Source organism: Desulfocurvus sp. (assembly GCF_023230885.1).
Taxonomy (GTDB): domain Bacteria; phylum Desulfobacterota; class Desulfovibrionia; order Desulfovibrionales; family Desulfovibrionaceae; genus Desulfocurvus.
The window spans coordinates 1-24,324 of sequence record NZ_JALNWM010000007.1 but is presented as its reverse complement, the minus strand read 5'-3'; the positions used below and the strand labels follow the sequence as shown (position 1 = coordinate 24,324).

The window sequence follows — 24,324 nt, the reverse complement described above, 5'->3', positions numbered from 1 at the left end:
AGGAACCACAGCACCATCAAGCGGCATCAGCCGCCGCCGCCGATGAGCTGCATGGCCAGCCGGGGGATGGAGTTGGCCTGGGCCAGCATGGCCGTGGCCGACTGGGTCAGGATCTGGTTGCGCACGAACTCGGTCATCTCCCAGGCCACGTCCACGTCGGAGATGCGCGACTCGGCGGCCTGGAGGTTCTCGGCCTGGATCTGCAGGTTGGAGATGGTGTTCTCCAGGCGGTTCTGCAGGGCGCCCAGGTTCGCGCGGATGTTGTCCTTGGAGATGATGGCCGCGTCCAGGGCCGCGAGGGCGGCCTGGGCCAGCGACTGGGTGGAAATGCTCATGCCGCCGATGGACGTGGCGGAGTCGGCACCCATGCCCAGGCCGAAGTGCGAGGCCGTGGCACCACCGATGGAGATGAAATAGTAGTCTTCGCTGCTGTCGTTACCCGTGCCGAAGTGGATCTTCATCGGCCCCTGGGGTTGCAGGCCGGAGCCGTCGTGGGCGGTGGGGATGCTGCCCGACAGCGTGCCGTCCAGCAGGTGGACCTGGTTGAAGTCCGTGGCCATGGCGATACGGGTGATTTCCGAAGCCATTGCCTGATACTCGGAGTCGATGATCAGGCGCTGGTCGGAGTTGTAGGTACCCGTTGCCGCCTGCTCGGCCAGCTCCTTCATGCGGATGAGCTTCTCGTCGATGATCTGCAGCGCGCCGTCGGCGGTCTGGACCATGGAGATGGCGTCGTTGGCGTTGCGGATGCCCTGGTGCAGGGTGGCCACGTCCGAGCGCATGAGCTCGCGGATGGCCAGGCCGGCGGCGTCGTCGGCCGCCGTGTCCACGCGCAGTCCCGAAGAGAGCCTCCTGGTCGAGGTGGACAGGCGCCCGTAAGTCTGGGTCAGGTTGCGGGCGGCGTTCATCGCCATGAGGTTGTGGTTGATGACCAAAGACATTGCAAAACCTCCTTGTTTTGACTTGCCCAGATTAAGCAACGTCGGTGCCAATTGAACTTTCTTAATCAATTTCAACATGTTGTGATCTAGAGAAAGTCTAAAAAGACCATTCTTTCCGGGGGCATGGATATTTTTTCCGCCCCCGCGCGGGCCTGGCGCGCCCCGGGGCGCGCGGCGGCTTCTTGACAAGTCTTGACGCGGCGGGGGCAGGCCCGGACTGCGGGCCTAAAGAAACGGGACCGGACTGCCGATAAGAACGTCAGGAGGCCCCACCACGGACACGGCGGGGGCCTTCGGGAGGCGGACATGGAAGTCACAAGCGTAACGGGAGCCCTGGGCTCCGCCGAGGCCGCGCGTACCGTGGCCCGGGTCTACGGCAAGAACCAGCAGCGCCCGCAGGAGGCCGCGCCCCGGCGGGAGGCGGAAACCGACGCCGAGGCGTCCACCCCGGAATCCGAAACCGCGGCCGCCCTCATGCGGCTGGCCGAGCCGGTGGAACGGTTCATGTCCAAGGTCGGGGTGGAGATCAAGTTCCTCGTTCACGAGCAGACCGGCCAGGTCCAGGCCGAGGTGCGCGATGCCTCGGGCCAGAAGGTCCTGCGCAAGGTGCCCGCCGACGAGATGCTGCGCCTGGCGGCGTCCATCCGCGAGATGAGCGACCGCTTCATGGACAGGGCCCTGTAGCGGGGCCGGGCCCCGGGGCGGGGCGGCCAAGGACGAACCGGCGCGCGCATGGACCAGGGGGGACCGGCGCGCGCAAAGGCCCGGCGCGCCATGTGCGCCGGGCCTTTGTGCGTCCGAAAAACGGCGTGCCCGGCGGAGGCGTCCGCCGGGCACGGTTATGGTGAAGGAGGTCGGTCGTGTGCTGTGTTGGGGCTAGCGCTTCATCTGGATCACGGTCTGGAGCAGGCCGTCCACGGAGGTGACCATCTTCGAGTTGGCCTGGAAGCCGCGCTCGGTGGTGATCATCTGGACGAACTCCGCAGCCATGTCCACGTTGGACTGCTCCAGGGAGTTGGAGGAGATGGAGCCGTAGCCGTTGGCGTTGGCCGGGCCCGCGTTGGCCTCGCCGGATTCGCGGGTCTCGGAGAACAGGTTGGAGCCGTTGCGCTTGAGGCCCCACTTGTTGGTGAAATCGTAGAGGGTGACCTGAAACAGTTCGAGGACCACGCCGTTGGAGTAGCGCCCGGTGAGAATGCCGTCGCGGTCCACCGAGACGTTCTGCAGGAAGCCGAAGGTGTAGCCGTCCTGCGACTGAAGCTGGGTGGAGCTGGAGCCCGAATAGCTCGTCGTGGCGTCGGCGTTGACGCGGATGGAGGCGAACTCGGGCAGCAGGGCCGGGTTGGTGCCGATGGCCCCCGCGTTGGCCGCGCCGCCCGCGGCCCAGCCCGCCGAGGTGTTGGCGTTGGTCAGGCCGAAGTTGATGCCGATGTTGCGGGCGTTGGACTCGGCGGTGCCGCTGGCCGAGGGCTGGCCGGTGAAGTTCGCCGTGAACACGGGCTGGCCGTTGGTGTTGAACTGGGCCTGGGTCCAGTTGTCCAGGTTGCTCAGGTTGCCGGTTGCGCCCGAGGACAGGGTGAAGGACGACATGGTCTTGAGCTGGCCCGAGGAGTCGAAGGTCATGGTGCCGATCATGACCACACCGGCCACGCCGGAGTTGGCCAGGGTCTGCCCGTCGATGACGCGGCCGTCCTCGCTGGGCGGCACGGTGACCATGTACTCCCAGTGGCGCTCGCCGGTGCTGGAAACCGAGGCCACCTGGTCGAAGTAGACCGTCAGGTCATGGGCCGAGCCGCCCTCGTCGTAGACCTTGATGGTGCTCTGGTAGGCGAACTGGGTTTCGCCAAGGGGCGTTTCGTTCTGCCCGTTCCAGACGTTGAACATGCTGAAGAACGGGTTGGCGGCGTCCACCACGTTGTCGTTGCCGTCGCGCGAGTCCAGGTTGGTGATCATGGACACGCTCTCGGTGGACTTGGGCCGCGCGGTGAAGCCCTCGATGCGGATGTCCGTGGGCAGGCCCGCGCCCTTGATGGCCGAGGCGCCGCTGGTGGCCGAGGAGGTCGCGCCGGAAGAGGCCAGGGCCGTGGAGGTCGAGTTGTCGATGGCCCAGCCCTGGAGCACATAGCCGTGGGGGTCGACCAGGTAGCCGTCCTTGTCGAAACGGAAGTTGCCCGCCCGGGTGTAGTAGGTGGTCTCCTCGTTCTTGACCTTGACCCGGAAGAACCCGCGCCCGCCGATGGCCAGGTCGGTGGCCTCGTTGGTGGTCTCGAAGGCGCCCTGGCTGAAGTCGGCGTAGATGGCGCCCAGGGCCACGCCCCGTCCGATCTGCCCCACTCCGGCCGCGGTGTTCACGTCCTGGCTGATGAAATCCTCGAAGTGCATGGTCGCGCCCTTGAAGCCGACGGTGTTGATGTTGGCGATGTTGTTGCCAACCACACTCATCTTCTCGCCATGCGTCTGCAAACCGGACACGCCGGTCCACATGGAAGCTGAAAGACCCATAACCGAACCTCCTGTATCCTGACTTCTGCCGTTGCCGGGTCGGCGCGCCTTCGCCCGGGCGCCGTCCGGTGTTTCGTTCGTCCGCGCCCCTTCGCCCGGGGCGCGGCAGAAGAATTTTCCGCCTAACCGGCGCTGCCGCCGCCCTCGCCCTCTCCGTCGCCCTCGCCCTCGCCCTCGCCGCCGGATTCATCCCCGGTTTCGCCCGTGGAGGCGCTGGAATCGCCGACCACTTCCTTCACATACTGGAAGGCCACGGTGCGCCCGTCGGACAGGCGCAGGTAGGTCACGCCGCCGGAGTACTGCACCGCCGACACCTCGCCCGCCACCTCGGTCTGGGTCAGGATGGCCGAGCCGTCCTCGCCTTCGGCCGCCATGGCCAGGAAGTAGACGCCCTCGGGCAGGGTCTTGCCCTTCCAGTCCTTGCCGTCCCACTTGAATTCGTGGTCCCCGGCGGCCTGGGCGCCCAGCTGCACGGTGCGCACGATGTTGCCGTTCTGGTCGAAAATGTTCATGTAGACCTTCTCGGCCTTGTCGGCGAGCTTGTAGTACATGGTGCTCACCGAGCCGTCCTCGTGGATGCTCAGGTTGTCGCCCACGGCGCGGATGGTCTTGCCGATGTAGGAGGCGGCGTTGACCATCTCCTGGTGGGCCGTGGTCTCGCCCAGGGCGGACACGCCCTGGTTGATCTGGGTCAGCTGCTCCAGGCTGGAGAACTGCGCCAGCTCGGCCGTGAACTGCTTGTCGTCCATGGGGTTCAGGGGATCCTGGTGCTGCATCTGGACCACGAGCAGGGTCAGGAAGTCCTCCTTGTCCAGCTGGGACTTCCCGGTGAACTTCTCGGTATTGTAGAGGTCCTTTTCGGCCCTCCCGATGATGTTGCTCGGCTCGTAGAGTTGCATGGCGCTCCTCGCAATGGGTCGCTAGGCGATGATATCCAGCCCCTGGCGGGCAATTCTTGCCGTGTGCGGCTCATTGTGCATTTCCTGGGCCATGTCCCCGTCCTGCCCGCGCAGCTGGCGCAGCAGCCCCTGGCGGCGGGCGCTCTCCTCGCGCTCGCGGGCCTGGTTGTGGTCCCCGGCGAAAAGCCACTGCCCGGAGTTCTGCTCCCCGGAAAGCTGGGTCTGCACCTCCATGCGCCCCACGCGGATGCCCTGCTGCTCGAGCTGCGAGCGCAGCTGGGCCATCTGCTCGGAAAGCAGGGCCCGCGCCTCGCGGGTTTCGGCGCGGAACGTGGCGCTGACCTCGCCGTCCTTGGCCGTGAGCACCATGCTGAGCTTGCCCAGCTCGGGCGGGTCCAGGCGCAGGACGAGCTGCTTCTGATTCTGGTTCAGGGTGCGCAGCAGGCCGGACTCCACCTGGCGCAGGGCCCGGGCGGCCAGCTCGCGGTCCATGCCCGCCAGGGCCTCGCGCCCGCCGGTCTGGATCGCCGCGTGGGCGTCGGCCAGCCGGGCGGCGGCCAGGGCGGTGTCCTGGGCGAAGGTCCGGGGCGCGTCGTCGGTGCGCACCTTGTCCCACATCCGGCCCCAGGCCGCCTCGGCGGCGTCGCCCCCGGCCTTGGCGTCGCCCTTGCCCCCGGAGCCCTCGCCCTGGGCGGAGGCGCCCCGGCGCAGGGCCCCGTCGGCCAGGTAGCGGCCTTCGCGGCCGTCCTGCCCCGCGCGGCCCTCGCGGGCCGCATCGCCCTGGGTCTCGCCCTGGGCGGCGCGGGCCCGGCCCGCGTTGGGATCGGCGGCCAGGATGCGCGCGGCCACGCCCTCGTCGCCGGAGGCGTCGGCGGCGGAGCCGTCGGCCTGCTCGGCCCGGCGGCGGCGGCTCTCCTGGGCCAGGACGCGCCGGTTGCGCGCGTCGTTGTCCGCGCGGTTGCCGGCCTGGGCGGCCAGCCCGGCGCGGTCGGCGGCGGCGGTCAGCCCCTGGTTCACGAGGTTGCGCAGGGCCTGGTTGGCGTCGGCGTCCACCTGCTTGTCGGCGGCCACCTCGGCGCGCAGCATGGTCATCACCGTGGACAGCTGCCCGGAGTTCAGCCGGGCGGAATCGGCGCCGCCAAGCAGCGCCGCCAGCCTGCCCTGCCCGCCGTCGGACAGGCGCATGACCTTGCCCAGGGTGGCCAGCTCGGAGCCGGTCAGCTCCACCGTGGCGCCCTCGGGCATGGCGGCCAGCTTGGCGCCGATGGCCTCCCACACCGTGGCCGTGCCGCCGTTCTCCAGGGTGGAGAGCAGCTCGCCCGCCCGGGCGGAGGTGAAGCCCAGCTTCTGGAACAGGGTCAGCATGTCGCGCGACTGCGCGTCCGACAGGGCCAGGCCCGGAAACTCGCGGCCCAGCTCGACCATCTTCTGGGACAGGGCGCCCAGGAACTGGCCCCAGGTCAGCCCCGCCTGGCTGGAGATGCGCTCGTCCAGGGTTCGCAGGTCGTCGGAGGAAAGGCCGTAGGCCTTCAGTCCGTCGCGCAGGCCCAGGAAATCCTCACGGGTCATGCGCAGCCCGCTCAGCTCGCGCACGCCCGACACCGGGCCAGCGCCGGAAACCAGGGCCGCCAGGCTTTCCACCGCCCGGCTCCGCTGGCCCCGGGCCCCGGTGGCCCCGGAGCCGAAGTCCGGCCCGCCGGGCAGCAGCCGCCCCGAGGCCAGGGCCTGGGCGCCGGAGCGGGCCTTGTCCCACATGCTGCGCACGGCCTGCTGGCGCCCGGGCACGGCGTCGCGCACGGCGGCGAGTTCGCCGTCCAGCAGGGCCGCGAACCGCTCGTGCCGCCCGTCGTCGCGCGGCGACGCGCCGCCGCCCTGGAACAGGGATTCCAGGCCCGAAGAGGTGGCGTCGGCGTTCAGGAAGGGAAAAAACTGCATGTTGCGCACTCCTGGCCGCCTTCATTTCAAGAGGCGTACCAAAGAACTCGCGCAACAAATCCGGATGGATACAAAAAACCCGCGGCGCCGTGCGGGCAGAAGTTGCCCCGGGAGGGGGCCGCGGGCCAGGGCCGGGGGCGGGACGGGAGCACGGCCGCAGGGCGCGCCAGGACGGACCCGGCACGGGCCGCGAAGGCTACGGCCAGGCCCCGGGGCCGCGCGGGTCGGTCACGGCCAGCAGTCCCTCGGCCAGGGCCAGAGCCCGGGCCCAGGCCGGGCGCCCGAAGTCGCCGTTCTCCAACACGAGCTGGCACAGGCTGCGCGCGGGCTGCATGGCCGGGGGCGTGCGCAGCCAGAAGTCCGGGGGCAGGGTCCGCCGCGAGCGGGCCAGGCCCCGGCCCAGGTCGCGGCCCAGGCGCGCCAGGAAGCGGCGCATGCCCTCGTGCAACGCCGGATAGGCCGTCGCCAGGGCCGCATAGGCCCCCCGGGCCGCCCCCGGGCCCCACAGCCCGAAGTGCTGCCCGAAAAAACCCTGCCAGAACCGGCCGAGCAGCTCGCGGGCCGGCGGGCGCCCGGCGGGGGCCAGGGGGTGCAGGGCGTACAGGCCCTGCTCCGAGCGCCCCGAGCGCAGCAGCTCCAGGTCGGCCAGGGGCCGTTCGGCGTAGCGGTCCAGGCGGCCGTCGATGGCCTGATGGGCCAGGAAGGCCACCTGCCGGGGCAGGAACCGCTCGCGGCAGGGCACGCCCGGGCGCGAGCACTCCCAGCAGCCCCGGCAGCTCACGCGTGCGCGCAAAACGTGGTGCCACGGCTGGTAGGGCCCGGTGTCCCAACAGTTGACGTTGCCCACGGACAGGTTGAGCACCGGCAGGCCCGTCCAGGCCGCCAGGTGCATGGGGCCGGTGTCCGGAGTGACCATCAGCCCCAGGGTCTGGCCGATGACCACCAGCTCCGAAAGGCTGGTGGCGCCGCACAGGTTGAGCACCTGGGCCGGGACGCCCTCGGCCACGGCCCGGCCCATGCCCGCCTCGCCGGGGCCTCCCAGCAGCACGGGCCGCAGCCCTCGGGCCAGCAGCTCGCGGGCCAGGGCGGCCCAGAAGGCGGGCTCGGGGCGCTTCTCGGGCTGGCTGGCACCCAGGAACAGGCCGATCTTGCGCCGGGCCACGGGGGTGATGGTGCGCGGCGGCGGAAAGCCCGTGGCCGCGATATCCGCCAGGGGGATCACGTCCAGGGCGTTCAGGTCCGCCCAGTGGAAGCGGTTGTGGCGGTTGGCCCGCACCAGGGAGGTCCGGTAGAGCTGCCAGTCGCCGCGCACATAGGCCGCGCCGCCCGCGCCGCGCACCGGGCCGTAGACCTCCTCGGCGCGTACGCTGCCGGCCAGCTCCGCCGCGCGCGGGTCGTGGCTCAGGTTGATGACCAGGTGGTAGGCGTGGGCCCGCAGGTGGGCCAGGCTGGAAGGCTCCCAGGGGAAATAGGTCACCTCGGGGCTCACGGGCAGCAGGTGCTCGGAGAACAGCCGCTCGGCCATGGTCCAGATCGGGTGGCCGGGGAAGCGCCGCGAGAGCCAGAGCATGAGCGGGAAGGACAGCACCAGGTCGCCCATGCGCTGCATCTGGAGCACCAGGATGGGCGCCTTGCCGGGGTCGCCCCGGCCGGTTGCGGCGGCGCTCATGCCCGCCTCATCCGTACAGCTCGCGCATGGCCCGGAACAGGGCGTCCAGGCGGTGCTCGTAGGTATGTTCGGCCAGGATGCGCCGCCGGGCGGCGGCCACGATGCGCCGGCGCTCGGCGGGATGGTCCAGGTAATGGCGCACCAGGTCCGGAACCTCGGCGGGATCGCGGAAGAAGGCCACCTCGCGCCCGGGTTCGAACAGATCCTCCATCTGGCTGCGGTGGTCGGTGAGCACGAAGGCCCCGGCGGCGGGAACGTCGAACACGCGCTGGTTCACCGCGCCCTTCATCTGCTGGCTGGTGCAGTTGAAATTGACCTCCGCCAGGGCGTAGAACAGGGGCAGCTCCTCGTAGTAGTTCAGCTCCTGGTGCCAGCGCCAGGTCCGGCCCTGGCCGGGGAAGGTCCGCAGCCAGCCCCGGTCCCCGGCGATGAGCGGCCCGAAGCCCAGGATGCCCTCGATGCAGCTCCGGCGGTACTGGCGCGTGGCCTCCCAGGTGATCATGGTCTCGTAGCACAGGCGGCGCTCGTCGGTCTCGAAGGCGTCGAAGACGCGGGCCAGGTCCGGGCGGGCCCGGCGCAGGAACTCGCTCACCGAGCGCTCCCGCCCGGCGCTGAACCCGGCGGCCACGGCCTTGTAGGTCCGCAGCAGCTCGCGCGGGAAGCGCCCGGCCTTCATGCGCTTGCCGACCTTGGTGACCATGGAGTTGCCCACGAAGGACACCCGCGCGCGCCAGGGGTGGCGCGCGGGCGGCGCGGCCACGGGCACGAAGCGCGTGGCGTCCGTGGCCAGGGGCAGGTAGCGCACATGGGGGAAACCCCGGGCCGCCAGGCTGGCGATGTTGTCCGTGTCCCAGGTGAAGATGGCCGTCCAGGGGCTTTGCAGCTTGTTGTAGAGGTAGAGGATCAGGTGCGGGTTGTCCACGAACCACGAGGCCAGGGGGATGCGCAGGCGTTCCAGCAGGTCCACCAGCACGCCTTCGCGGTCCACGCCCAGGTGGTTGATGGTGAACACGAAATCGGGCCGGAAGGCGACCACCTCGTGCAGCAGGCGCTCCACGAACTCGGCGCAGCCCGTCTCGCGGGCGCCGATGTTCACGAACCGGTGCGGCGCGCCCAGGCGCTCGCTGGCGCGCACAAGCTCGCCCAGCAGAAAATAGTCGCTGGTCAGGTAGAGCACGCGCGGCGGCCAGGAGGTGAATTTGGGGTAATGGGCGCGGGCCCAGAAGTCGGCCTTGCGGCTGGCGGCCAGCGCGCGCTCCAGGGCGCCGTAGTAGTCGCGGTCGATGCGCCGGTACACGGGCAGGGCCAGGGGCGCGAAGGGCCTGCCGCCGTGTTCCATCTGCCAGCGCGACAGGGCCCGCAGGGCCTGCCCGGGGTCGGGGTCGTCCAGCCACAGCACGCGGGGGTCGGCGCCCGGGCCCCGGCGTACGCCGGTCAGCTCCAGGATGGGCGCCTCGCGGTCCACCACGGCCACGGGCCCGTCCCACACCTCGAGCACCCGGGCCAGGGCCGCGCCCAGGCCCGAGCCCAGCAGCACGGGCAGCCGCCCGGCCCCGGGGTCGAAGCCCCGGGCCACGCGCAGCTCCATGTCGGCCCCGGCGCCGCCCAGGAGCGGCCAGGAACGGTCCGCGAAATCAAGCTGCACGTCCGCCAGGGCCCCGCCGTCCCCGGTCACGGGCCGGGCGGCGTACTGGCGCGGGGTCGGGTCGCCGGGGCGCGTGCTCACCTCACCATGTCTCCGTGTCGGGCCGGTGGAACATGAACTCCACGCGGCGGTTGCGCGCGCGGTCCTCGGGGCGGTCGTTGGGCACCAGGGGCCGTGTGTCGGCGTAACCCACGGCCTTCATGCGCCGGGGGTCGATGCCGCCCTTGGCCACCAGGTAGTGCAGGGCCGCGGCCGCGCGCGCGGCGGACAGCTCCCAGGCCGAGGCATAGGGCCCGGTGCCTCCCGCGCCCTCCTGGTCGTCGGTGTGCCCGCGGATCACGCAGTTGAAATTGTACTCCCGCAGCACCTTGAGCACGTTGTCCAGCAACTGCGGCGCCTCGGCGGTCAGGGCGGCCTGCCCGGGCTTGAACAGGGTCGCCGAGTCCACGCGCACCAGGGCGCCTTCGCGCTCGGCGGAAACGCCCACCGAGCGCTTGAGCTCCTCCTGCTGCTCCATGAGGGCGCGCAGCTGCATGGTCAGGTCCAGGACGGCCTTCTGGTCGCTGTCCAGCTTCACGCCCTGGCGCTCCAGGCGCGTGGGCGAATAGGCCGCGAAGGTCGCCTCGGGGCGCTCGGTCTGCACGCCGAAGGCGTCGCGGATGGAGCCCATGAGCGTGCGGAAGTTCATGATGTCCATGTTGGCGAAGGACAACAGCAGGACGAAGAAGCACAGGAGCAGGGTGACCATGTCCGCGAAGGTGGCCATCCAGGGCGGCAGGCCCTCGTCCGGCGGCGGCTCCGCCGCGGGCTTCTTGACGTAGGGTGCGTCGGCCACGGCCTAGCCCTTGGCCTCGCGCAGGGCCGGCGCCAGGAAGGCCAGCAGCTTCTCGCGCACGATGCTCGGGTGTTCGCCATGCATGATGGACACCACGCCCTCCATGGCGATCTCCATGTACAGCGCCTCCTCGGCGCTGCGCTCCTCCAGCTTCTTGGCCAGGGGCAGGAAGATCACGTTGGCCAGCACCGCGCCGTAGAAGGTGGTCAGCAGGGCCACGGCCATAGCCGGGCCGATGGAGCTCGGGTCGTCCAGGTTCTGGAGCATCTGCACCAGCCCGACCAGGGTGCCGATCATGCCCATGGCCGGGGCCATGGTGCCCATGCCCTTGAACACCCCCTGGCCCTGGAAATGGCGACGGCGCATGAAAGATATCTCGGTGTCCAGCACGGCGCGCACCAAGCCCTCCTCGGTGCCGTCGGCCACAAGCTGCACGCCCTTCTTGATGAACTCGTCGTCCACCTGGACCTTCTCCAGGGCCACCAGGGACTCCTTGCGGGCCTTCTCGGCCAGGGAGACCATGAGGTTGATCAGCGACTTGGCGTCGCGCCCCTTGGAAAAGAAGGCCTTCATGCCGACCTTGAACGACCCCAGCACCACGCCCATAGGGAACATGATGAAGGTGATGGCCATGGTGCCGCCGCCGACCATGAGAATGGACGGCACGTCGAAAAAGCCGCCCATGGAGCCGCCAAAGGCGATGGACCCGAAGATCAGGCCCAGCCCGGCGATCATGCCGATAAGAGTTCCGATATCCATATCCGGGCTACTTCTTCAAGGCGGGTTTGCCGACAACGACCTCGTGGTCGGCGTAGGTGAAGAACACGTTTTCCATGAAATCGTCCACCTCGAGGCAGGCCTCGCCGATGCAGACCTCCACCCCCGGGTGGACCTTGCCCGGCACGACCACGCGGCAGGCCTCCAGGTTCTCCACGGCGCGGATGCCCTGCCACAGCTCGCGGTGCCGCTCGCGGAACTTGTGCAGGCGCTCCTCCAGCAGGGCGACCTTGGGCGCGAGCTCCCCGCGCAGCTGGGGGTGCTTGGCGGCCAGGGCCCGGGCCTCCTCCAGGCGGGCCAGGGTCTCGGCGACCTTGGCCTCCACCAGGTGCGAACGGTTGAGCAAAATGGCGTCGTAGCCCAGGATGAGCACCGTCTCGGCGCCCATGCCGCCGCCCAGCTGCCCGCCCACATAGATGACCCGGGTGCACACGGCCTTGCCGCCCACAAGGCGGCCCTTCACGGCCAGCTGCTCCCCGGCGTACACGTCGCAGTGCATGCACGGCCCGTCCACGAGCATCCGCCCCCCGGCCAGGAGCATGGCGTTCTCGGCAAAGGGCACGCGAAAGTTGGCCCCGGCCTTGATGGCCGCCTTGCCCCCGCCCTTGACCCCACCCTCGGCCTGGAAGGATTCGCGCGCGCGGATCAACGCGCCCTCCACCGTCTGGCGCACCAGCACGTTCAGCCCCTGGACCTGGAACCCCGCGCGCACGCTGCCGTGGACCACAACGTTGCCCAGAAACGAGATGTTGCCGGTGTGGAAGTCCACGTCGCGGCGCACGTTGAGGGTCTTTTTCACCGTGATGCGCCCGTCGAGGTAGAACACATAGCCCGCCTCGGCGGCCAGCAGCTCGTCGGGCCGCGCGAGGTCGACCATGGTGTTGTTCCCGGCGGGGAAGACCTTCTCCTCGTAGGCCCTGGTGCTCCAGGGGTCGGGAGCGGCCCCCTCGTCCGGCGGCGGCGGCTCGTCCAGCCACCTGGCCAGCACCTGCCCGCGCTCGACGTTCTGCACATAGCCCCGGTTGTAGTGGTCGACGCTGCCGTCGGCCAGCTCGCGGGGGCGCAGGTCGGTATAGTCGAAGCCCGGGTCGAAAAAGTGCTTAAGATAATAGGGCATCAGCATCCCCCGCCGCGACGCCGCAAGGCCGGGCAGGCCAAGCGCGCGTTCCCGGAACAATATATGGCAATACGTTGCCCGGCGCCCAAGTTCAAGGGACTTTTGGCCCCCGCAGCACAGGGAGTTTCCCCGCCGGGCCCTGGCCTCAGCCCTCGCCCGCGCTGTCCAGCATGATGGTCACCGGCCCCCAGTTCACCAGGGAGACGTGCATGGACGCGCCGAATTCGCCCTGGGCGACCTTGCCCGGCAGGCGCCTGCCCATTTCGTCCACCAGCTGCTCGAACAGCGGCGCGGCCACGGCGGGCTCGGCGGCCAGGTGGAAAGACGGCCTGCGGCCCTTGCCCAGGTCGGCGTACAGGGTGAACTGCGGAACGAGCAGCAGCTCGCCGCCCCACTCCCGCAGGGACAGCCGCATGCGGTCCTCGGGATCGGGGAAGATGCGCATCTCGATCAGGCGCTCCAGGGTCCGCTCCCAGGCCGGGGTCCGGGGCAGGTCCGGCCCGTCCTGGCGCGAAAAGCCCACCAGGGCCACAAGCCCCACGCCGATGGCCCCGGTGGCGCGCCCGCCCACGGTCACCCGCGCCTCGCGCACGCGCTGGACGAGCATCCTCATGGCCGCACCTCGAAATATGTGGCCGACTGGCCCGGCTTTTCCGACACGGTCACCCGCGCCACGGCCACCCCGCTGCCCTCCAGCCGGGCCGCCAGCTCGCGGTACACGAAGCGCGCGATGTTCTCCGAAGACGGGTTGCGCTCGGCGAAACAGGCCACCTCGTTCAGGTGGCGGTGGTCCAGGGCCGCCAGGGCGTCCCGCAGGTGCCCGCGCAGGATCTTGAAATCCAGGAGCAGCTCGGTGTCCGGGCTCAGGGTGTCGCCCTCCACCTCGGCCACCACGCCGAAATTGTGGCCGTGCATGCGCTCGCACTTGCCCTCGTAATGCCGCAACTGGTGCGAGGCGGAAAAATCCTCGCTGACGGACAGGCGCCACCTGCCCCGAGGTTCGCGGTTCATGGTCGTCCTTCGGGCCTTGGCCCGGTTGATGGTTCAAGGGCCCCGGGCTTTGCCTACAGGGCCTCGATCTCCTTCCAGAACTCCCGGCAGGGCGTGACCCGGTAGCGCGGGCCAAGGGCCAGCCGACATTCGAACTCCCCGGTGCGGACCCACATCTGGACCTCGGTCTTGCCGGGGAAGCGCGCCAGGGCGTCCTTGAGCCGGTCCATGCCGGGCCCGGCGAGCTGGCCCTCGTCCAGGGCCAGGATCACCGGCAGGGTGTTGGCCGAAAGGGCGTCGGCCAGGGGCTGGACCTTTTCGGCCACCAGCCGGGCGCGCTTGGGCCCGCCCTCCTCGCCGGGGCCCTCGCGGTCGCTGACCCGGGCCTCCAGCAGCAGCGGCTGGTCCGAGGTGAAGACCTCGCGCATCTCGGCCCAGGAGTCGGGAAACACGGCGCACTCGCCCCCGCCCACCAGGTCTTCGATCTCCAGGAAGGCCATCTTGCCGCCCTTCTTGGTGATGATTTCCTTCACGCCGGTAACGATGACCGCCGTGCGCAGCTGGGCGCCACCGGGATAGTCCGCCGCGTCCTGCAGGTCCACGAGTTTCATGCGCAGGATCTCGTGGCGGAAGGTCAGCAGCGGGTGGCTGGAAAGGAAGAAGCCCAGGGCCTCCTTTTCCTGGCGCAGCAGCTCGTCGTCGGCCCACTCCGGCACGGGCGGGCCGTCCTGGGGCAGGCCGGTGCCGGGCAGGCTGGGCATGTCCATGCCCGCCATGCCCATGAGGGACATCTGGCCGCTGTCGCGGTCCTTGGCGCGCTTCTGGGCCGTGGCCACCGCGCGGTCCAGGGCGTCCGCCAGCCCGGCGCGCGGCACGCCGAAGCAGTCCATGCTGCCGCTCTTGATCAGGTTCTCCAGCACGCGCTTGGTGACCTTGCGCAGGTTGACGCGCTCGGCCAGGTCGAGCAGGCTCCTGTAGGGTCCGCCCTCGGTCCGGGCGTCCACGATCTCGCGGATGGCCTCCTCGCCCACGTTCTTGACCCCGGCCAGCCCGAAGATGATCTGGCCCTGGGCGGGCACGGTGAAGTGGCTCTGGGAGCGGTTCACGTCCGGCGAGAGCACGGTGATGTCCATGTCGCGGCAGGCGTTCAGGTACTTGAGCAGCTTGTCGGTGTTGCCCACTTCCGAGGTGATCATGGCGGCCATGAACTCGGTGGGATAGTGGGCCTTCAGGTAGGCCGTATAGTAGGAGATGAGCGCGTAGGCGGCCGAGTGCGACTTGTTGAAGCCGTAGGCCGCGAACATCTCCATGAGGTCGAAGATCTCCTTGGCCTTTTCCTGGCTCACGCCCTTCTTTATGGCGCCCTCGTAGAACACGGCGCGCTGCTCGGCCATGGCCTCGGCGATCTTCTTGCCCATGGCCCGGCGCAGCAGGTCCGCGCCGCCCAGGGTGTAGCCCGCCACCACCTGGGCGATCTTCATCACCTGTTCCTGGTAGACGATGACGCCGTAGGTGTCGCGCAGCACGGGCTCCAGCTCGGGCAGGGGGTAGACCACCGGCACCTCGCCGTGCTTGCGGCGGATGAACTCGTCGACCATGCCCGAGCCCAGGGGGCCCGGGCGGTACAGGGCGAGCATGGCGATGATGTCGTCGAAACACGAGGGCCGCAGCATGCGCAGGTATTTGCGCATCCCGTCGGACTCCACCTGGAAGATGCCGTCGGTGTCGCCGCGCGAATACAGGTCGTAGGTCGCCTGGTCGTCCAGGGCCAGGGTGTCCAGGTCGGGCACGGGGCGGCCCTGTTCGGCGATGATGTCCAGGGTGTCCTGGATCACCGTCATGGTCCGCAGCCCCAGGAAGTCGAACTTCACCAGCCCGATCTTCTCCACATATTTCATGTCGTACTGGGTGACGACCTCACCCTTCTTGCCCCGGTACAGCGGCAGGAAATCGTTCATCGGCCCCGGCGAGATGACCACGCCCGCCGCGTGGGTCGAGGCGTGGCGGTGCATGCCCTCCAGGCGCCGGGAGATGTCCAGCAGCCGGGCCACGCGCGGGTCCTCGCCCTGCATGCGCACCAGCTCCGGCTCCATCTCCAGGGCCTTGCCGATGGTCATCTTCAGGTCCTCGGGGATCAGCTTGGCGATCTTGTCCGTCTCGGCGAAGGTCAGGCCCAGGGCGCGGCCCACGTCGCGCACCACGGCCTTGGCCTTCATGGTCCCGAAGGTGGTGATCTGGGCGACGGACTCTTCGCCGTACTTCCGGGCCGTGTAGCGGATGACCTCGCCCCGGCGGCGTTCGCAGAAGTCCACGTCGATATCCGGCATGGAGATGCGCTCGATGTTCAGGAAGCGCTCGAACAGCAGGTTGTACGGGATGGGGTCGAGGTTGGTGATGCGCAGGGCGTAGGCCACCAGGGAGCCCGCCGCCGAGCCGCGCCCGGGGCCCACGGGAATCTTGTTGCGCTTGGCCCAGTTGATGAAATCCTGGACGATGAGGAAATAGCCGGGGAAGTCCATCTCGCGGATGACGCCCAGCTCCATCTCCAGGCGATCCCAGTAGAGTTTCTCGTCCACCGCGTAGGACATGGCCTCCAGGCGCTCGCGCAGGCCCTGGCGCGCCAGGTCGCACATCTCGTCGGCCAGGCTCTTGCCCTCGTCCACCTTGTAGACCGGGAAAAAATACCGGCCCATGGGGATTTCCACGTTGCACTGCTCGGCGATGCGCACCGTGTTGTCCACGGCCTCGGGGCAGTCGGCGAAGGCGCGGCGCATCTCCTGGGGCGGGCGGTAGTAAAGCTTGTTCGAATCCACGCGGAAGCGCTTCTCGTCGTCCACGCAGGCGTTGGTCTGCACGCACAGCAGGATGTCGTGGGCCTCGGCGTCGGCGGCGGTGAGGTAGTGGCAGTCGTTGGTGCCGACCAGGGGCAGCCCGGCGTGCCCGGCCAGCTCGCGCAGCAGCATGTTGGCCCGGTCCTGCTCGGCGATGCCGTTGGCCTGGATCTCGATGTAGAAGCGCCCGGGGAAGATGGCCTCGTAGAGCCGGGCCACGCGCAGGCCCTCGTCCATGCCCCGGTCGAGCAGCGCGCGGACCACCTCGCCCTGCAGGCAGGCCGACAGGGCGACGATGCCCTCGCTGTGGCGCGCCAGGAACTCGCGGCTCACGCGGGGCTTGTAGTAGAAGCCCTCCATGTAGCCTTCGGTGACGATCTTGGTCAGGTTGTGGTAGCCCGCGAGGTTCTGGGCCAGCAGCACCAGATGGTAGCGGCGCATGGCCCCGGGGCCTTCCTTCACGCGGTGGTCGCCGTCGGAGACGTAGATCTCCGAACCGATGATGGGCTTGACCCCGTGGTCCTTGGCGGTGGTGAAGAACTTGGCCGCGCCGTACATGCTGCCGTGGTCGGTGATGGCGGCGGCGGGCAGGCCGAACTCCACGGTCTTGGCGCACAGGTCCTTCAGGCGGATGGCGCCGTCCAGCAGGCTGAATTCCGTGTGGCAGTGCAGATGGACGAAGTCGGACATGGCTGACGGGCCCTGTTGAAGGCTTGTGGGGTCGCGCCGCCGGGGCGGGGGCGCCGGGGCACTGTAGCAGCAAACGCCCCGGGGCAAAACCCCGGGGAGGGCCCCTGCGGGGGCGGGGCCCGCGCCGCGCCCGGGGGATCAGTTCTCCAGGCGCGCGCGCTGGCTGTAGAACGCCGTACACCCGCCCAGGTCGCACTGGCGCGGGGCGATGAGCGGGTTGAAGCTGCGCCCGTGGCGCACCCAGCCGCCCCGGCGGGCGACGATGGCCTGGGGATGGACCCCGGGGTCCAGGCGCAGGGTCACGGCCATGCGCCCGGCCGGGGTGGCCAGGAAGACCTCCCGCCCCGTGTCCAGCCCGCGCAGGCAGGGGTTGTCCGGCGACACCGCCACCGACGGCGGCCCCGGGGCCTCGTCCGGGGCGGTCTGGGAGTTGAGCCGGTCGCGGTGGGCCAGGGTCAGCAGCGCGCAGGGCCACTCGGGCGGCGCCCCGGGCTCGGGATGCAGGGCCCCGGGCAGGCGGAACCGGCCGTCGGGGTGGGCGAAGCGCATGCCCTCGAAGGCCACCTCGGGCCAGCGCGCGCGCATGAAGCCCCGGGCGCGCAGCTCGGCCATGCCAAAGGGCGTGCTCGGGCCGGACAGGGCCATGCGCAGGCACTCCTCGGCGTCGGGCAGCCGCACGGGGTCGCGCAGCCTCCGGCCCAGCTCGGCCACGAAATCGAAATCCGCCCGGGCCTCGCCCACGGGCTCGCGGACCTTGGCCGCGTAGTTGACCATGCCGTGCACGCACGAACCGGCCAGGTCCTCGCGCTCGGTCATCAGCGCGCAGGGCAGGATCAGGTCCGCCTGCTCGGCGGTGTCGGTCATGAACGCCTCGACCACGACCACGAAGCCGCAGCGGCGCATGGCCCGGGCCAGGGTCCGGCTCCCGGGGAGCTGGGCCACGGGGTTCATGCCGTCGATCCACAGGAACTCCACGGGCGGGTCGGCCTCCAGCAGCGCGCGGCCCAGGTCGTGGACCGGCAGGCTACGCGGCGCGGGCCCGGCCCCGCGCGCGGCCCACTGCACGAAATTGCGGCCCGACGACACGCCGTAATACACCCCGCCCCCCGCGCGGCCCACGTTGCCCGAAAGCGCGGCCAGGGCGTTGATGAAACGCACGTTCTCGCCGCCGTGGACGTAGCGTTGCAGGCCCCAGCCCACAAGGGTCGCCGTGGGCCCCTGGGCGATGTAGCAGGCCAGCAGCTCGGCAAAATCCGTGGGGCTCACGTCGCAGGCGTCCAGCAGGGCCGCCGTGTCGTGCCCGGCCAGCAGCGCCTGGAAGGCGTCCAGCCCGGCGGCGGCGGCGCGGACCTCGGGGGCCGGCCCGCGTTCGAGCAGCGCCTTGCACGCCGCGGCGGCCAGGAAACGGTCGCACCCCGGGCGCACGGCCAGCACGCGGTCGGAAAACTCGGCGCAGCCCCCGCCGTCGGGCGCGATGGACAGCACCCGGGCGCCCCGGGCGCGCGCCTGGCGAAGCAGGGCCAGCTGGTGGACCGAGCAGCGGGTCACGTCGCGGCCCCAGTTGACGATGCGCGCGGCGTGCAAGAGGTCTTCGGGGGCGTTCTGGTCCAGGGCGCCGAAATCCAGGACCGAGGCGGCGATGCCGGCCTCGTCGCAGGGCGAGCCGCTGGTGTCCGTGGCGCCCAGGACGCCGAACAGGTGGCGCGAGGCCTGGGCCAGCACCCCGCGCAGGGCCCCGCCCCGGACGTGGGCCATGCGCTCGGGCGTGGCGCGCAGGGCGTCGATGCGCCCGGCCGCCAGCTCCAGGGCCCGGCCCCAGGAAACGGGCACGAAGCCCTCGCCCTGGCGCAGGAGCGGCGAGGTGATGCGCTCCGGATGGGCCAGCCGCTCGGGGAAGCGGGCGGTCTTGGCGCAGATGAAGCCCCGGGTGAAGGGGTGGTCCGGGTTGCCCCGGATGCGCAGCCCGTTCTCCCCGTCGGTCTCCACGACGAAGGAGCACCCGTCGGGGCAGTCCAGCAGGCAGGCGGAAATGGTCTGGGTCGTGCTCATGGCCCCGAGGCTACCCCAGGGGCGGGCGGGGCGTCAAAAGGCGATTTGCGGCGGGGGCGAACCGCGCGCCGGGCCCGGAGTCCGGGCCCGGCGCGGGGCGCGGGTGCATCAGAACCGGTAGACGACCTCCAGGCCGAAGGTCTGGGGCTGGCCGTTGAAGCCGAGCTTCATGGGCGACGAGAAGAGCTGCTGGTAGCGCTCGTTGAAGAGGTTGCGTCCGTAGAGATACACGTCGAAGGCGTCCATCTCGTAGCCGATGCGCATGTCGACGGTCAGCACGTCGTTCCTGGAATACGTGTTGGCGTCATCCCAGTAGAGCCTGTCGGAGTAGTGCAGCTCGCCCCGGGCGAAGAAACCGGACTCGTGCCGGTATTGCAGCGCGGCCATGCCCGAGAGGCGCGGGGTGTTGGGGATCCACTTGTCGTCGTAGACCGCCGTGCCGGTGGCGTCGACCTTGGAATACTCGTCGTACTTGGCGTGGGTGTATCCGGCGCTGAACTCGGCGTCCAGGTTCGGCAGGATGCGCCAGGTGATGTCCAGCTCCGCCCCGTAGGACGTGGCCTTGCCCGCGTTGTCCGCCAGGTACACGCCCGCGGCGGGATCCCACGACATGACCTGGAGGTCCTCAAGCTCGATGTAGTACAGGACGGGGTTGACCACCAGACGGTTGCCGAACCAGGAGGTCTTGGCGCCGAGCTCGTAGTTCCACGCGGTTTCCTCGGCGTAGGTCAGCTTGACGTTCTTGGTGGCTGCGTAGTTGTATCCGCCGGGGATGAAGCTGCGGCTGACGCCGCCGTAGAGCATGTGCTCGTCCGTGGGCTGCCAGCGCAGGTTCACCCGGGGCAGGAGCTCGTCCCACGCGTCGCTCTCGCGGGTGTGCATGGGCGTGGCGCCGGTCATGGCCTGCAAGTCGGCGTTGGGCTCGTAGCTGATGGAGGCGCGCTTTTGCGTGTAGTGCCAGCGCAGTCCGGTGGTCAGGGTGAACTCGTCGCCCAGGGGGATCTCCAGCTGCCCGAAGGGGGCCAGGTCCTGGGCGAACTCGCGGTAGGGCTGGTTCAGGTAGGGCCGCAGGGGTCCGATCTGCTGGTATTTCAGATCGATGTTCTTCATGTTCAGGTCGGTGTAGCCGCCGTAGAGCCCGGCGAGCCAGGCCACGCCTTCCTTGTCGTCGGGCGAGCGCAGGCGGAACTCCTGGGTCACCTCCGAACGGTCGACCTTCCTGCCGCCGTCGGACATGAAGAACCCGGGCATGACGTTGTTCATGTCGAAGGCATAGTCCTGGCGCTCGAAACGGACCGTGGTCACGGTCTCGAAGGTCAGCGGGGCGAACTCGACCTTGCCGGTCAGGGCCGTGTTGAAGGTGTCGGAGTCCTCGAAATCGGAGGGCCCGGCCTCGGAGGTCTTGCTGTAGGGCGCGCCCAGGCTGTAGGGCGACATGTCCTTGCGCGACTGGGTGTAGTCGAAGTGCAGGGCGAAATCCGTGCCCGGGGCGGGCGTCGCCCGCAGCTGGCCCTTGACGCGCTCCTTGCGGCCGTCGTCCTTGTCGTCGGAGTGGCGGTTGTCCATGAAGCCCCGGCTGTAGTCGTGCATGGCCGAGAGGGAGAAATAGAGCTCGTCGTCCCTGATGGGGCCGCCCACCGAGGCCCCGGCGACGTAGGAACCGGAGGATTCGGCCCGGGTGAAGGCCTTGCCGGTGAAGGTGTTGTCCGGCTTGCGGGTGATGATGTTGATGATGCCGCCAAGGGTGTTCTTGCCGTAGATGACGCTCTGGGCGCCGCGCAGGACCTCCACGCGTTCGATGTCCATGAGGTTGGCGTCGAGGTTGATCATCGTATCCGCCGGAACCCCGTCGATGTAGATGATCAGGGGGTTGACGTTGGTCCCCGTGGCCGAGGGCATGCCCCGGAAGGTCATCACCGAGGCCCCGCCCAGGAGGCGGCCGACCTGCAACCCGGGGATGCGCCGGAGCACGTCGTCGATGCTGTGGATGTTGCCGTCCTCGATGTCCTGGCTGGTCAGGACGGTGATGGACATGGGCGTCTTCTGCACGTCGGTTTCGCGCTTGTCCGCCGTGACGACCACGGGCGGCAGGGCGTAGGGGTCGCCCTGGGGCGCCGCGGCCTCGCGCGCCGCCGCGCCCGGAACCGGGGGCGCACCCTCCCCGGCCGCGAAGGCCGGCACCCCTCCCAACAGCCCCGCAAGAACCATGACCGCCGCTGCGGTAAACAAGTTTGCCGTCTTCCTCACAGTGTTCTCCTCCTGCCCGTGGCTTGCCCCGGGGACATATTGAATTTGAAACTCAAAATCATCAAGAAAAGACGCGGCCGCGCAGGCTCGGCGCAGGCCGCGAGGCCCTAGGCCGGAACCCGCAGGGCCTCGACCGGCCCCGCGGCGCCCCAGAACATGGCCCGCACGCGCAGCCCGAGCAGCAGCGTGACCAGGAGCAGGGCGACGGTGATGCCCATCCACCAGCCGACCACGCCGAACCCGGCCAGCGGCGCCAGCCCCAGGGGCAGCGGCGCCCCGGACAGCAGGTAGCCCAGGGGGATGCCCACCAGCCAGTAGGCCGCGGTGGTCATGACGAATGGCGCGCCCACGTCGCCGATGCCGCGCAGCATGCCGTTCAGCCCCACCTGCATGGCATCGATGACCTGGAAAAGGGCCACCACGTGCAGGATTGCCACTGTCAGGGGAATCACGGCGGCGTCGCCGATGAAGGCGGCGGCCAGGGCCTCGTCGTTGAGGATCATCCCGGCCATGAGGACGCAGCCGATGAGGGCGCTCATCACGGCGATGCCGGTGACCGAGGTCCGCAGGGCGGCCTTGTCGCCGCCGCCGTAGAGGTTGCCCACGCGGATGCACGCGGCCCCGGCGAAGGCCACCGCCGCGCTGAAGAACAGGATCATGCAGTTGAAGGCCACCTGGTGCGCGGCGGCGGCCACCGCGCCCTGGCGGCTGATGAACATGGTCATGACGGAGAACACGAGGAACTCGGACATGAAGCACAGCCCGATGGGCGCCCCGGTCCTGGCGATGCGCGCCAGGGCCGCCGGGTCGGGGCGGCGCCAGGCGGCGAACAGGCGCCGCCCGGCGAAACGCGGGGCCAGGCAGACATAGCCCGCCAGCAGCGCCAGGAAACAGACGTTGGTGCAGACGGTGGCCACGCCGCAGCCCACCACGCCCAGCTCGGGCAGGCCCAGTCCGCCGAACATGAACCCGTAGTTGAACAGGGCCTTGACCCCGATGATGAGCACCGACATGACCGTGACGGGCACCACGATCTTCTGGCCCTCGCAGTAGAAGCGCAGGGGCAGCATGAGGCAGAGCACCGGCAGCCCCCAGGCCTCGGCCCGGACGTAGCGCCCGGCGAGGCCGGCCATTTCGCTGTCCATCCCGAACATGCCGACCTGCCCGGCGGCGACATGCAGGGCGAGCCCGGCCAGGGGGCCCACGATCAGCGCCAGGTACAGCGACTGCCAGGTCGCGGACTCGACGCCCTCGCGGTCCCCGGCCCCGAAGGCCTGGGAGACGAAGACGATCAGCCCGTAGAGCAGGCCGAGGATGAACATCTTCACCGGCACCCACAGGGCCACCCCCACGGCGATGCTCGCCAGGGCCAGGGAGCCCAGGCTGCCCGCCATGGCCGAATCGAGAACCCCGCTGGCGATGGCCGCGTATTGCGAAACCACGATGGGCAGGAACAGGGGCAGCAGCTTGGGCGCTTCACTGCGCAGGGCCTTGAGGACGGTCATCACCTCTCCTTGGATGCGGCGGTTGGAAACATCGGTCCCGGGACCGTAGCAGAAGGCCGCCGGGGGTTCTCTCGCGTTTGCGGCAAAAACTGCCCGGATTTTCCAGCCGGAAGGGGGCGAGCGCGGGCCGGGAGGACGGGGGCAAGGCGATGGGCTGGCGGAACAGCACCAGCCCCGCGCACGCAGGCCCCGGGCGGGCGGAGGGAGGCGGGCGGGCCCGGGCCGGACAGGCGCAAAACGACGCGGCCCGCCGGAGGGCGGGCCGCGAGGCGGGCCGCACGGGGCGGCCGGGGGCACCGGGGGCGGGCTACGGCTGCGGGGCGGCCCCGGCCTCAAGCCGCGCCACGGCCTTGGGCGTCAGCTTGAACTGCTTCTTGAAGGCCGAGATGAAGTGACTGACGTTGGAATAGCCGACCTCGAAGGCGCACTCGCTGACATTGAGCCTGCGCGCCGCGAGGCAGGCATAGGCGTGGGCCATCCTGCACTGCTGGATGTACTGGGTGATGGTCATGGAATACAGGGCCCGGAAGCCCCGGTTGGCCTTGGACAGGCTCATGCCGATGCCCTCGCAGACCTCGGCCGCCGAGCCGATGCGCAGGAAATCGCGCTCGATGGTCGCCTTGATCCCGGCCAGGCGCCGCCTGTCCTGCTCCTGGAGCAGCACAGGCGGGGGCGCCTGGGCCGCGGCCACCTGGCTGAACAGCTTGGCGAAGAAATGCATGGCCTGGCAGCGGTAGCACAAAAGGTCCAGCGGCCCGGCGGCCTGCATGTCCCGCAGCTGGCGCGCGGCGCAGACGGCGTCGGGGCTGGCGATGCCCGACAGCAGCCCGGCGCCCGTGCGCCCACGGCCCGGGGCGGCGTCGAGCAGGGCGCGCAGCGTATCCCCGGCGGCCGCGCCCACCACCTCGTTGAGGGATTCCTCCCGCACGATGAAGCCGATGTGCCCGTAGTTGCGCTGCACGGGGAAGAACAGCTCCATGTCCACCCCGTGGCAGCGCCCGAGCAGGAACATGTTCCCGCGGACCTCGCGCGGCGCGGTGTCCACGCCGCGCAGCCGGTAGCTGAAGGAGCCGTCGAGGATCAGGTAGGCCATGACCACGGGCATGTCGCAACGCACCTGCCGGGTCAGCGGCGTGTGGACCCGGATGTCCCCGCACAGGCCGAAATGAAACCCGGGCAGAGGATTGAAGACCAGCCCGTCGCCGGTGAGCATCTCGCCGCCGAAATGCAGCAGCTCCGGCTTCTCGGCCAGGGGGGGCCCCCCGGACATGCTCAGCGCGCTGGACAGCGACTCGCACTGCGCCAGCTCCAGCCGGGGCCGCGAGGCGGGCTCCCCGGCCCGGGGCGGAAGGCCTGCGCCCTCCTTAATAATGATATTCATTCTCATGTGAGGGTTCATACCCACTCCGCCCGGCAAAGGCAACAGGAAACCGCGCACGGGCCAGGGGCCGGGGTCGGGGTGGGATATGGCCCGGGGCCGGGGCGGGTGGGCCGGGCTCAAGGCCGGGGGCCGGGGCCAGATGGGGGGCCAAGGCGGGGCGGAGTGGGGCCGCGGGGCCGGGGGCTCAAGGCCGGGGCGAAGTTGTGCCGCCCCCCCCCGCCACGGGGCGGCCCGGCGGACTACCCGCAGCGGGCCCAAGAATGCCCCGTTTGCGCAAAAGCCCCCCGCCCGTGCAGCAATCCGCTACACCT

The 24,324-nt window shown here is 70.0% G+C and carries 17 protein-coding genes; 1 reads left to right on the top strand and 16 read right to left on the bottom strand.

The annotated features are described in order from the left end of the window. Positions 1-26: 26 nt before the first annotated feature. Positions 27-941, bottom strand: coding sequence for a flagellin (locus M0P34_RS01130; RefSeq protein WP_291495458.1), 915 nt, complete (start codon positions 939-941; stop codon positions 27-29). A gap of 306 nt (positions 942-1,247) precedes the next feature. Between M0P34_RS01130 and M0P34_RS01125 the strand changes: the two genes are divergently transcribed. Further along, on the top strand, positions 1,248-1,625 hold the full coding sequence (locus M0P34_RS01125; RefSeq protein WP_291495451.1) for a flagellar protein FlaG: 378 nt from the start codon (positions 1,248-1,250) through the stop codon (positions 1,623-1,625). A gap of 192 nt (positions 1,626-1,817) precedes the next feature. Here M0P34_RS01125 and M0P34_RS01120 read toward each other — a convergent pair whose 3' ends face one another. The 15 genes from M0P34_RS01120 to M0P34_RS01050 all read right to left on the bottom strand — a co-directional run bounded on the left by M0P34_RS01120 (position 1,818) and on the right by M0P34_RS01050 (position 24,019). Further along, a complete protein-coding gene (locus tag M0P34_RS01120) occupies positions 1,818-3,443 on the bottom strand; it encodes a flagellar hook protein FlgE (protein WP_291495449.1) in 1,626 nt (541 codons plus the stop codon). A 122-nt stretch (positions 3,444-3,565) separates the two neighbouring features. Beyond that, positions 3,566-4,342 (bottom strand): flagellar hook assembly protein FlgD, encoded by a 777-nt coding sequence (locus tag M0P34_RS01115; RefSeq protein ID WP_291495447.1) that lies wholly within the window; start codon positions 4,340-4,342, stop codon positions 3,566-3,568. Positions 4,343-4,363: 21 nt separating this feature from the next. Then, a complete protein-coding gene (locus M0P34_RS01110) occupies positions 4,364-6,277 on the bottom strand; it encodes a flagellar hook-length control protein FliK (RefSeq protein WP_291495445.1) in 1,914 nt (637 codons plus the stop codon). Between the two features lie 196 nt (positions 6,278-6,473). Continuing rightward, positions 6,474-7,946, bottom strand: a complete 1,473-nt coding sequence (locus M0P34_RS01105; RefSeq protein ID WP_291495443.1) for a glycosyltransferase family 9 protein — start codon at positions 7,944-7,946, stop codon at positions 6,474-6,476. Between the two features lie 7 nt (positions 7,947-7,953). After that, the gene (locus M0P34_RS01100; protein WP_291495441.1) at positions 7,954-9,672 is read right to left on the bottom strand and encodes a glycosyltransferase; all 1,719 of its coding nucleotides are present in this window, start codon (positions 9,670-9,672) and stop codon (positions 7,954-7,956) included. Between the two features lies 1 nt (position 9,673). After that, positions 9,674-10,426, bottom strand: a complete 753-nt coding sequence (locus M0P34_RS01095; protein ID WP_291495439.1) for an OmpA family protein — start codon at positions 10,424-10,426, stop codon at positions 9,674-9,676. A 3-nt stretch (positions 10,427-10,429) separates the two neighbouring features. Continuing rightward, complete coding sequence (locus M0P34_RS01090) at positions 10,430-11,185, bottom strand: MotA/TolQ/ExbB proton channel family protein (protein ID WP_291495438.1); 756 nt, start codon at positions 11,183-11,185, stop codon at positions 10,430-10,432. A gap of 7 nt (positions 11,186-11,192) precedes the next feature. After that, positions 11,193-12,320: a FapA family protein gene (locus M0P34_RS01085; RefSeq protein WP_291495436.1), complete on the bottom strand. Its 1,128-nt coding sequence runs from the start codon at positions 12,318-12,320 to the stop codon at positions 11,193-11,195. Positions 12,321-12,465: 145 nt separating this feature from the next. Further along, on the bottom strand, positions 12,466-12,933 hold the full coding sequence (gene dtd / locus M0P34_RS01080) for a D-aminoacyl-tRNA deacylase (protein ID WP_291495434.1): 468 nt from the start codon (positions 12,931-12,933) through the stop codon (positions 12,466-12,468). Next, positions 12,930-13,331, bottom strand: a complete 402-nt coding sequence (locus tag M0P34_RS01075) for a 6-carboxytetrahydropterin synthase (RefSeq protein ID WP_291495432.1) — start codon at positions 13,329-13,331, stop codon at positions 12,930-12,932. The genes dtd and M0P34_RS01075 overlap by 4 nt, the downstream gene beginning before the upstream one ends. 53 nt (positions 13,332-13,384) lie before the next feature. After that, on the bottom strand, positions 13,385-16,831 hold the full coding sequence (gene dnaE, locus M0P34_RS01070) for a DNA polymerase III subunit alpha (protein ID WP_291495430.1): 3,447 nt from the start codon (positions 16,829-16,831) through the stop codon (positions 13,385-13,387). A 138-nt stretch (positions 16,832-16,969) separates the two neighbouring features. Continuing rightward, positions 16,970-18,880, bottom strand: coding sequence for a molybdopterin-dependent oxidoreductase (locus M0P34_RS01065; RefSeq protein WP_291495429.1), 1,911 nt, complete (start codon positions 18,878-18,880; stop codon positions 16,970-16,972). Between the two features lie 108 nt (positions 18,881-18,988). Then, on the bottom strand, positions 18,989-21,127 hold the full coding sequence (locus M0P34_RS01060; protein WP_291495428.1) for a TonB-dependent receptor: 2,139 nt from the start codon (positions 21,125-21,127) through the stop codon (positions 18,989-18,991). Between the two features lie 107 nt (positions 21,128-21,234). Further along, positions 21,235-22,632 carry an MATE family efflux transporter gene (locus M0P34_RS01055; protein WP_291495426.1) on the bottom strand — a complete coding sequence of 466 codons (1,398 nt, stop codon included), beginning with the start codon at positions 22,630-22,632 and terminating at the stop codon, positions 21,235-21,237. A 307-nt stretch (positions 22,633-22,939) separates the two neighbouring features. Next, on the bottom strand, positions 22,940-24,019 hold the full coding sequence (locus M0P34_RS01050; RefSeq protein WP_291495424.1) for an AraC family transcriptional regulator: 1,080 nt from the start codon (positions 24,017-24,019) through the stop codon (positions 22,940-22,942). Between the last annotated feature and the right edge of the window lie 305 nt (positions 24,020-24,324).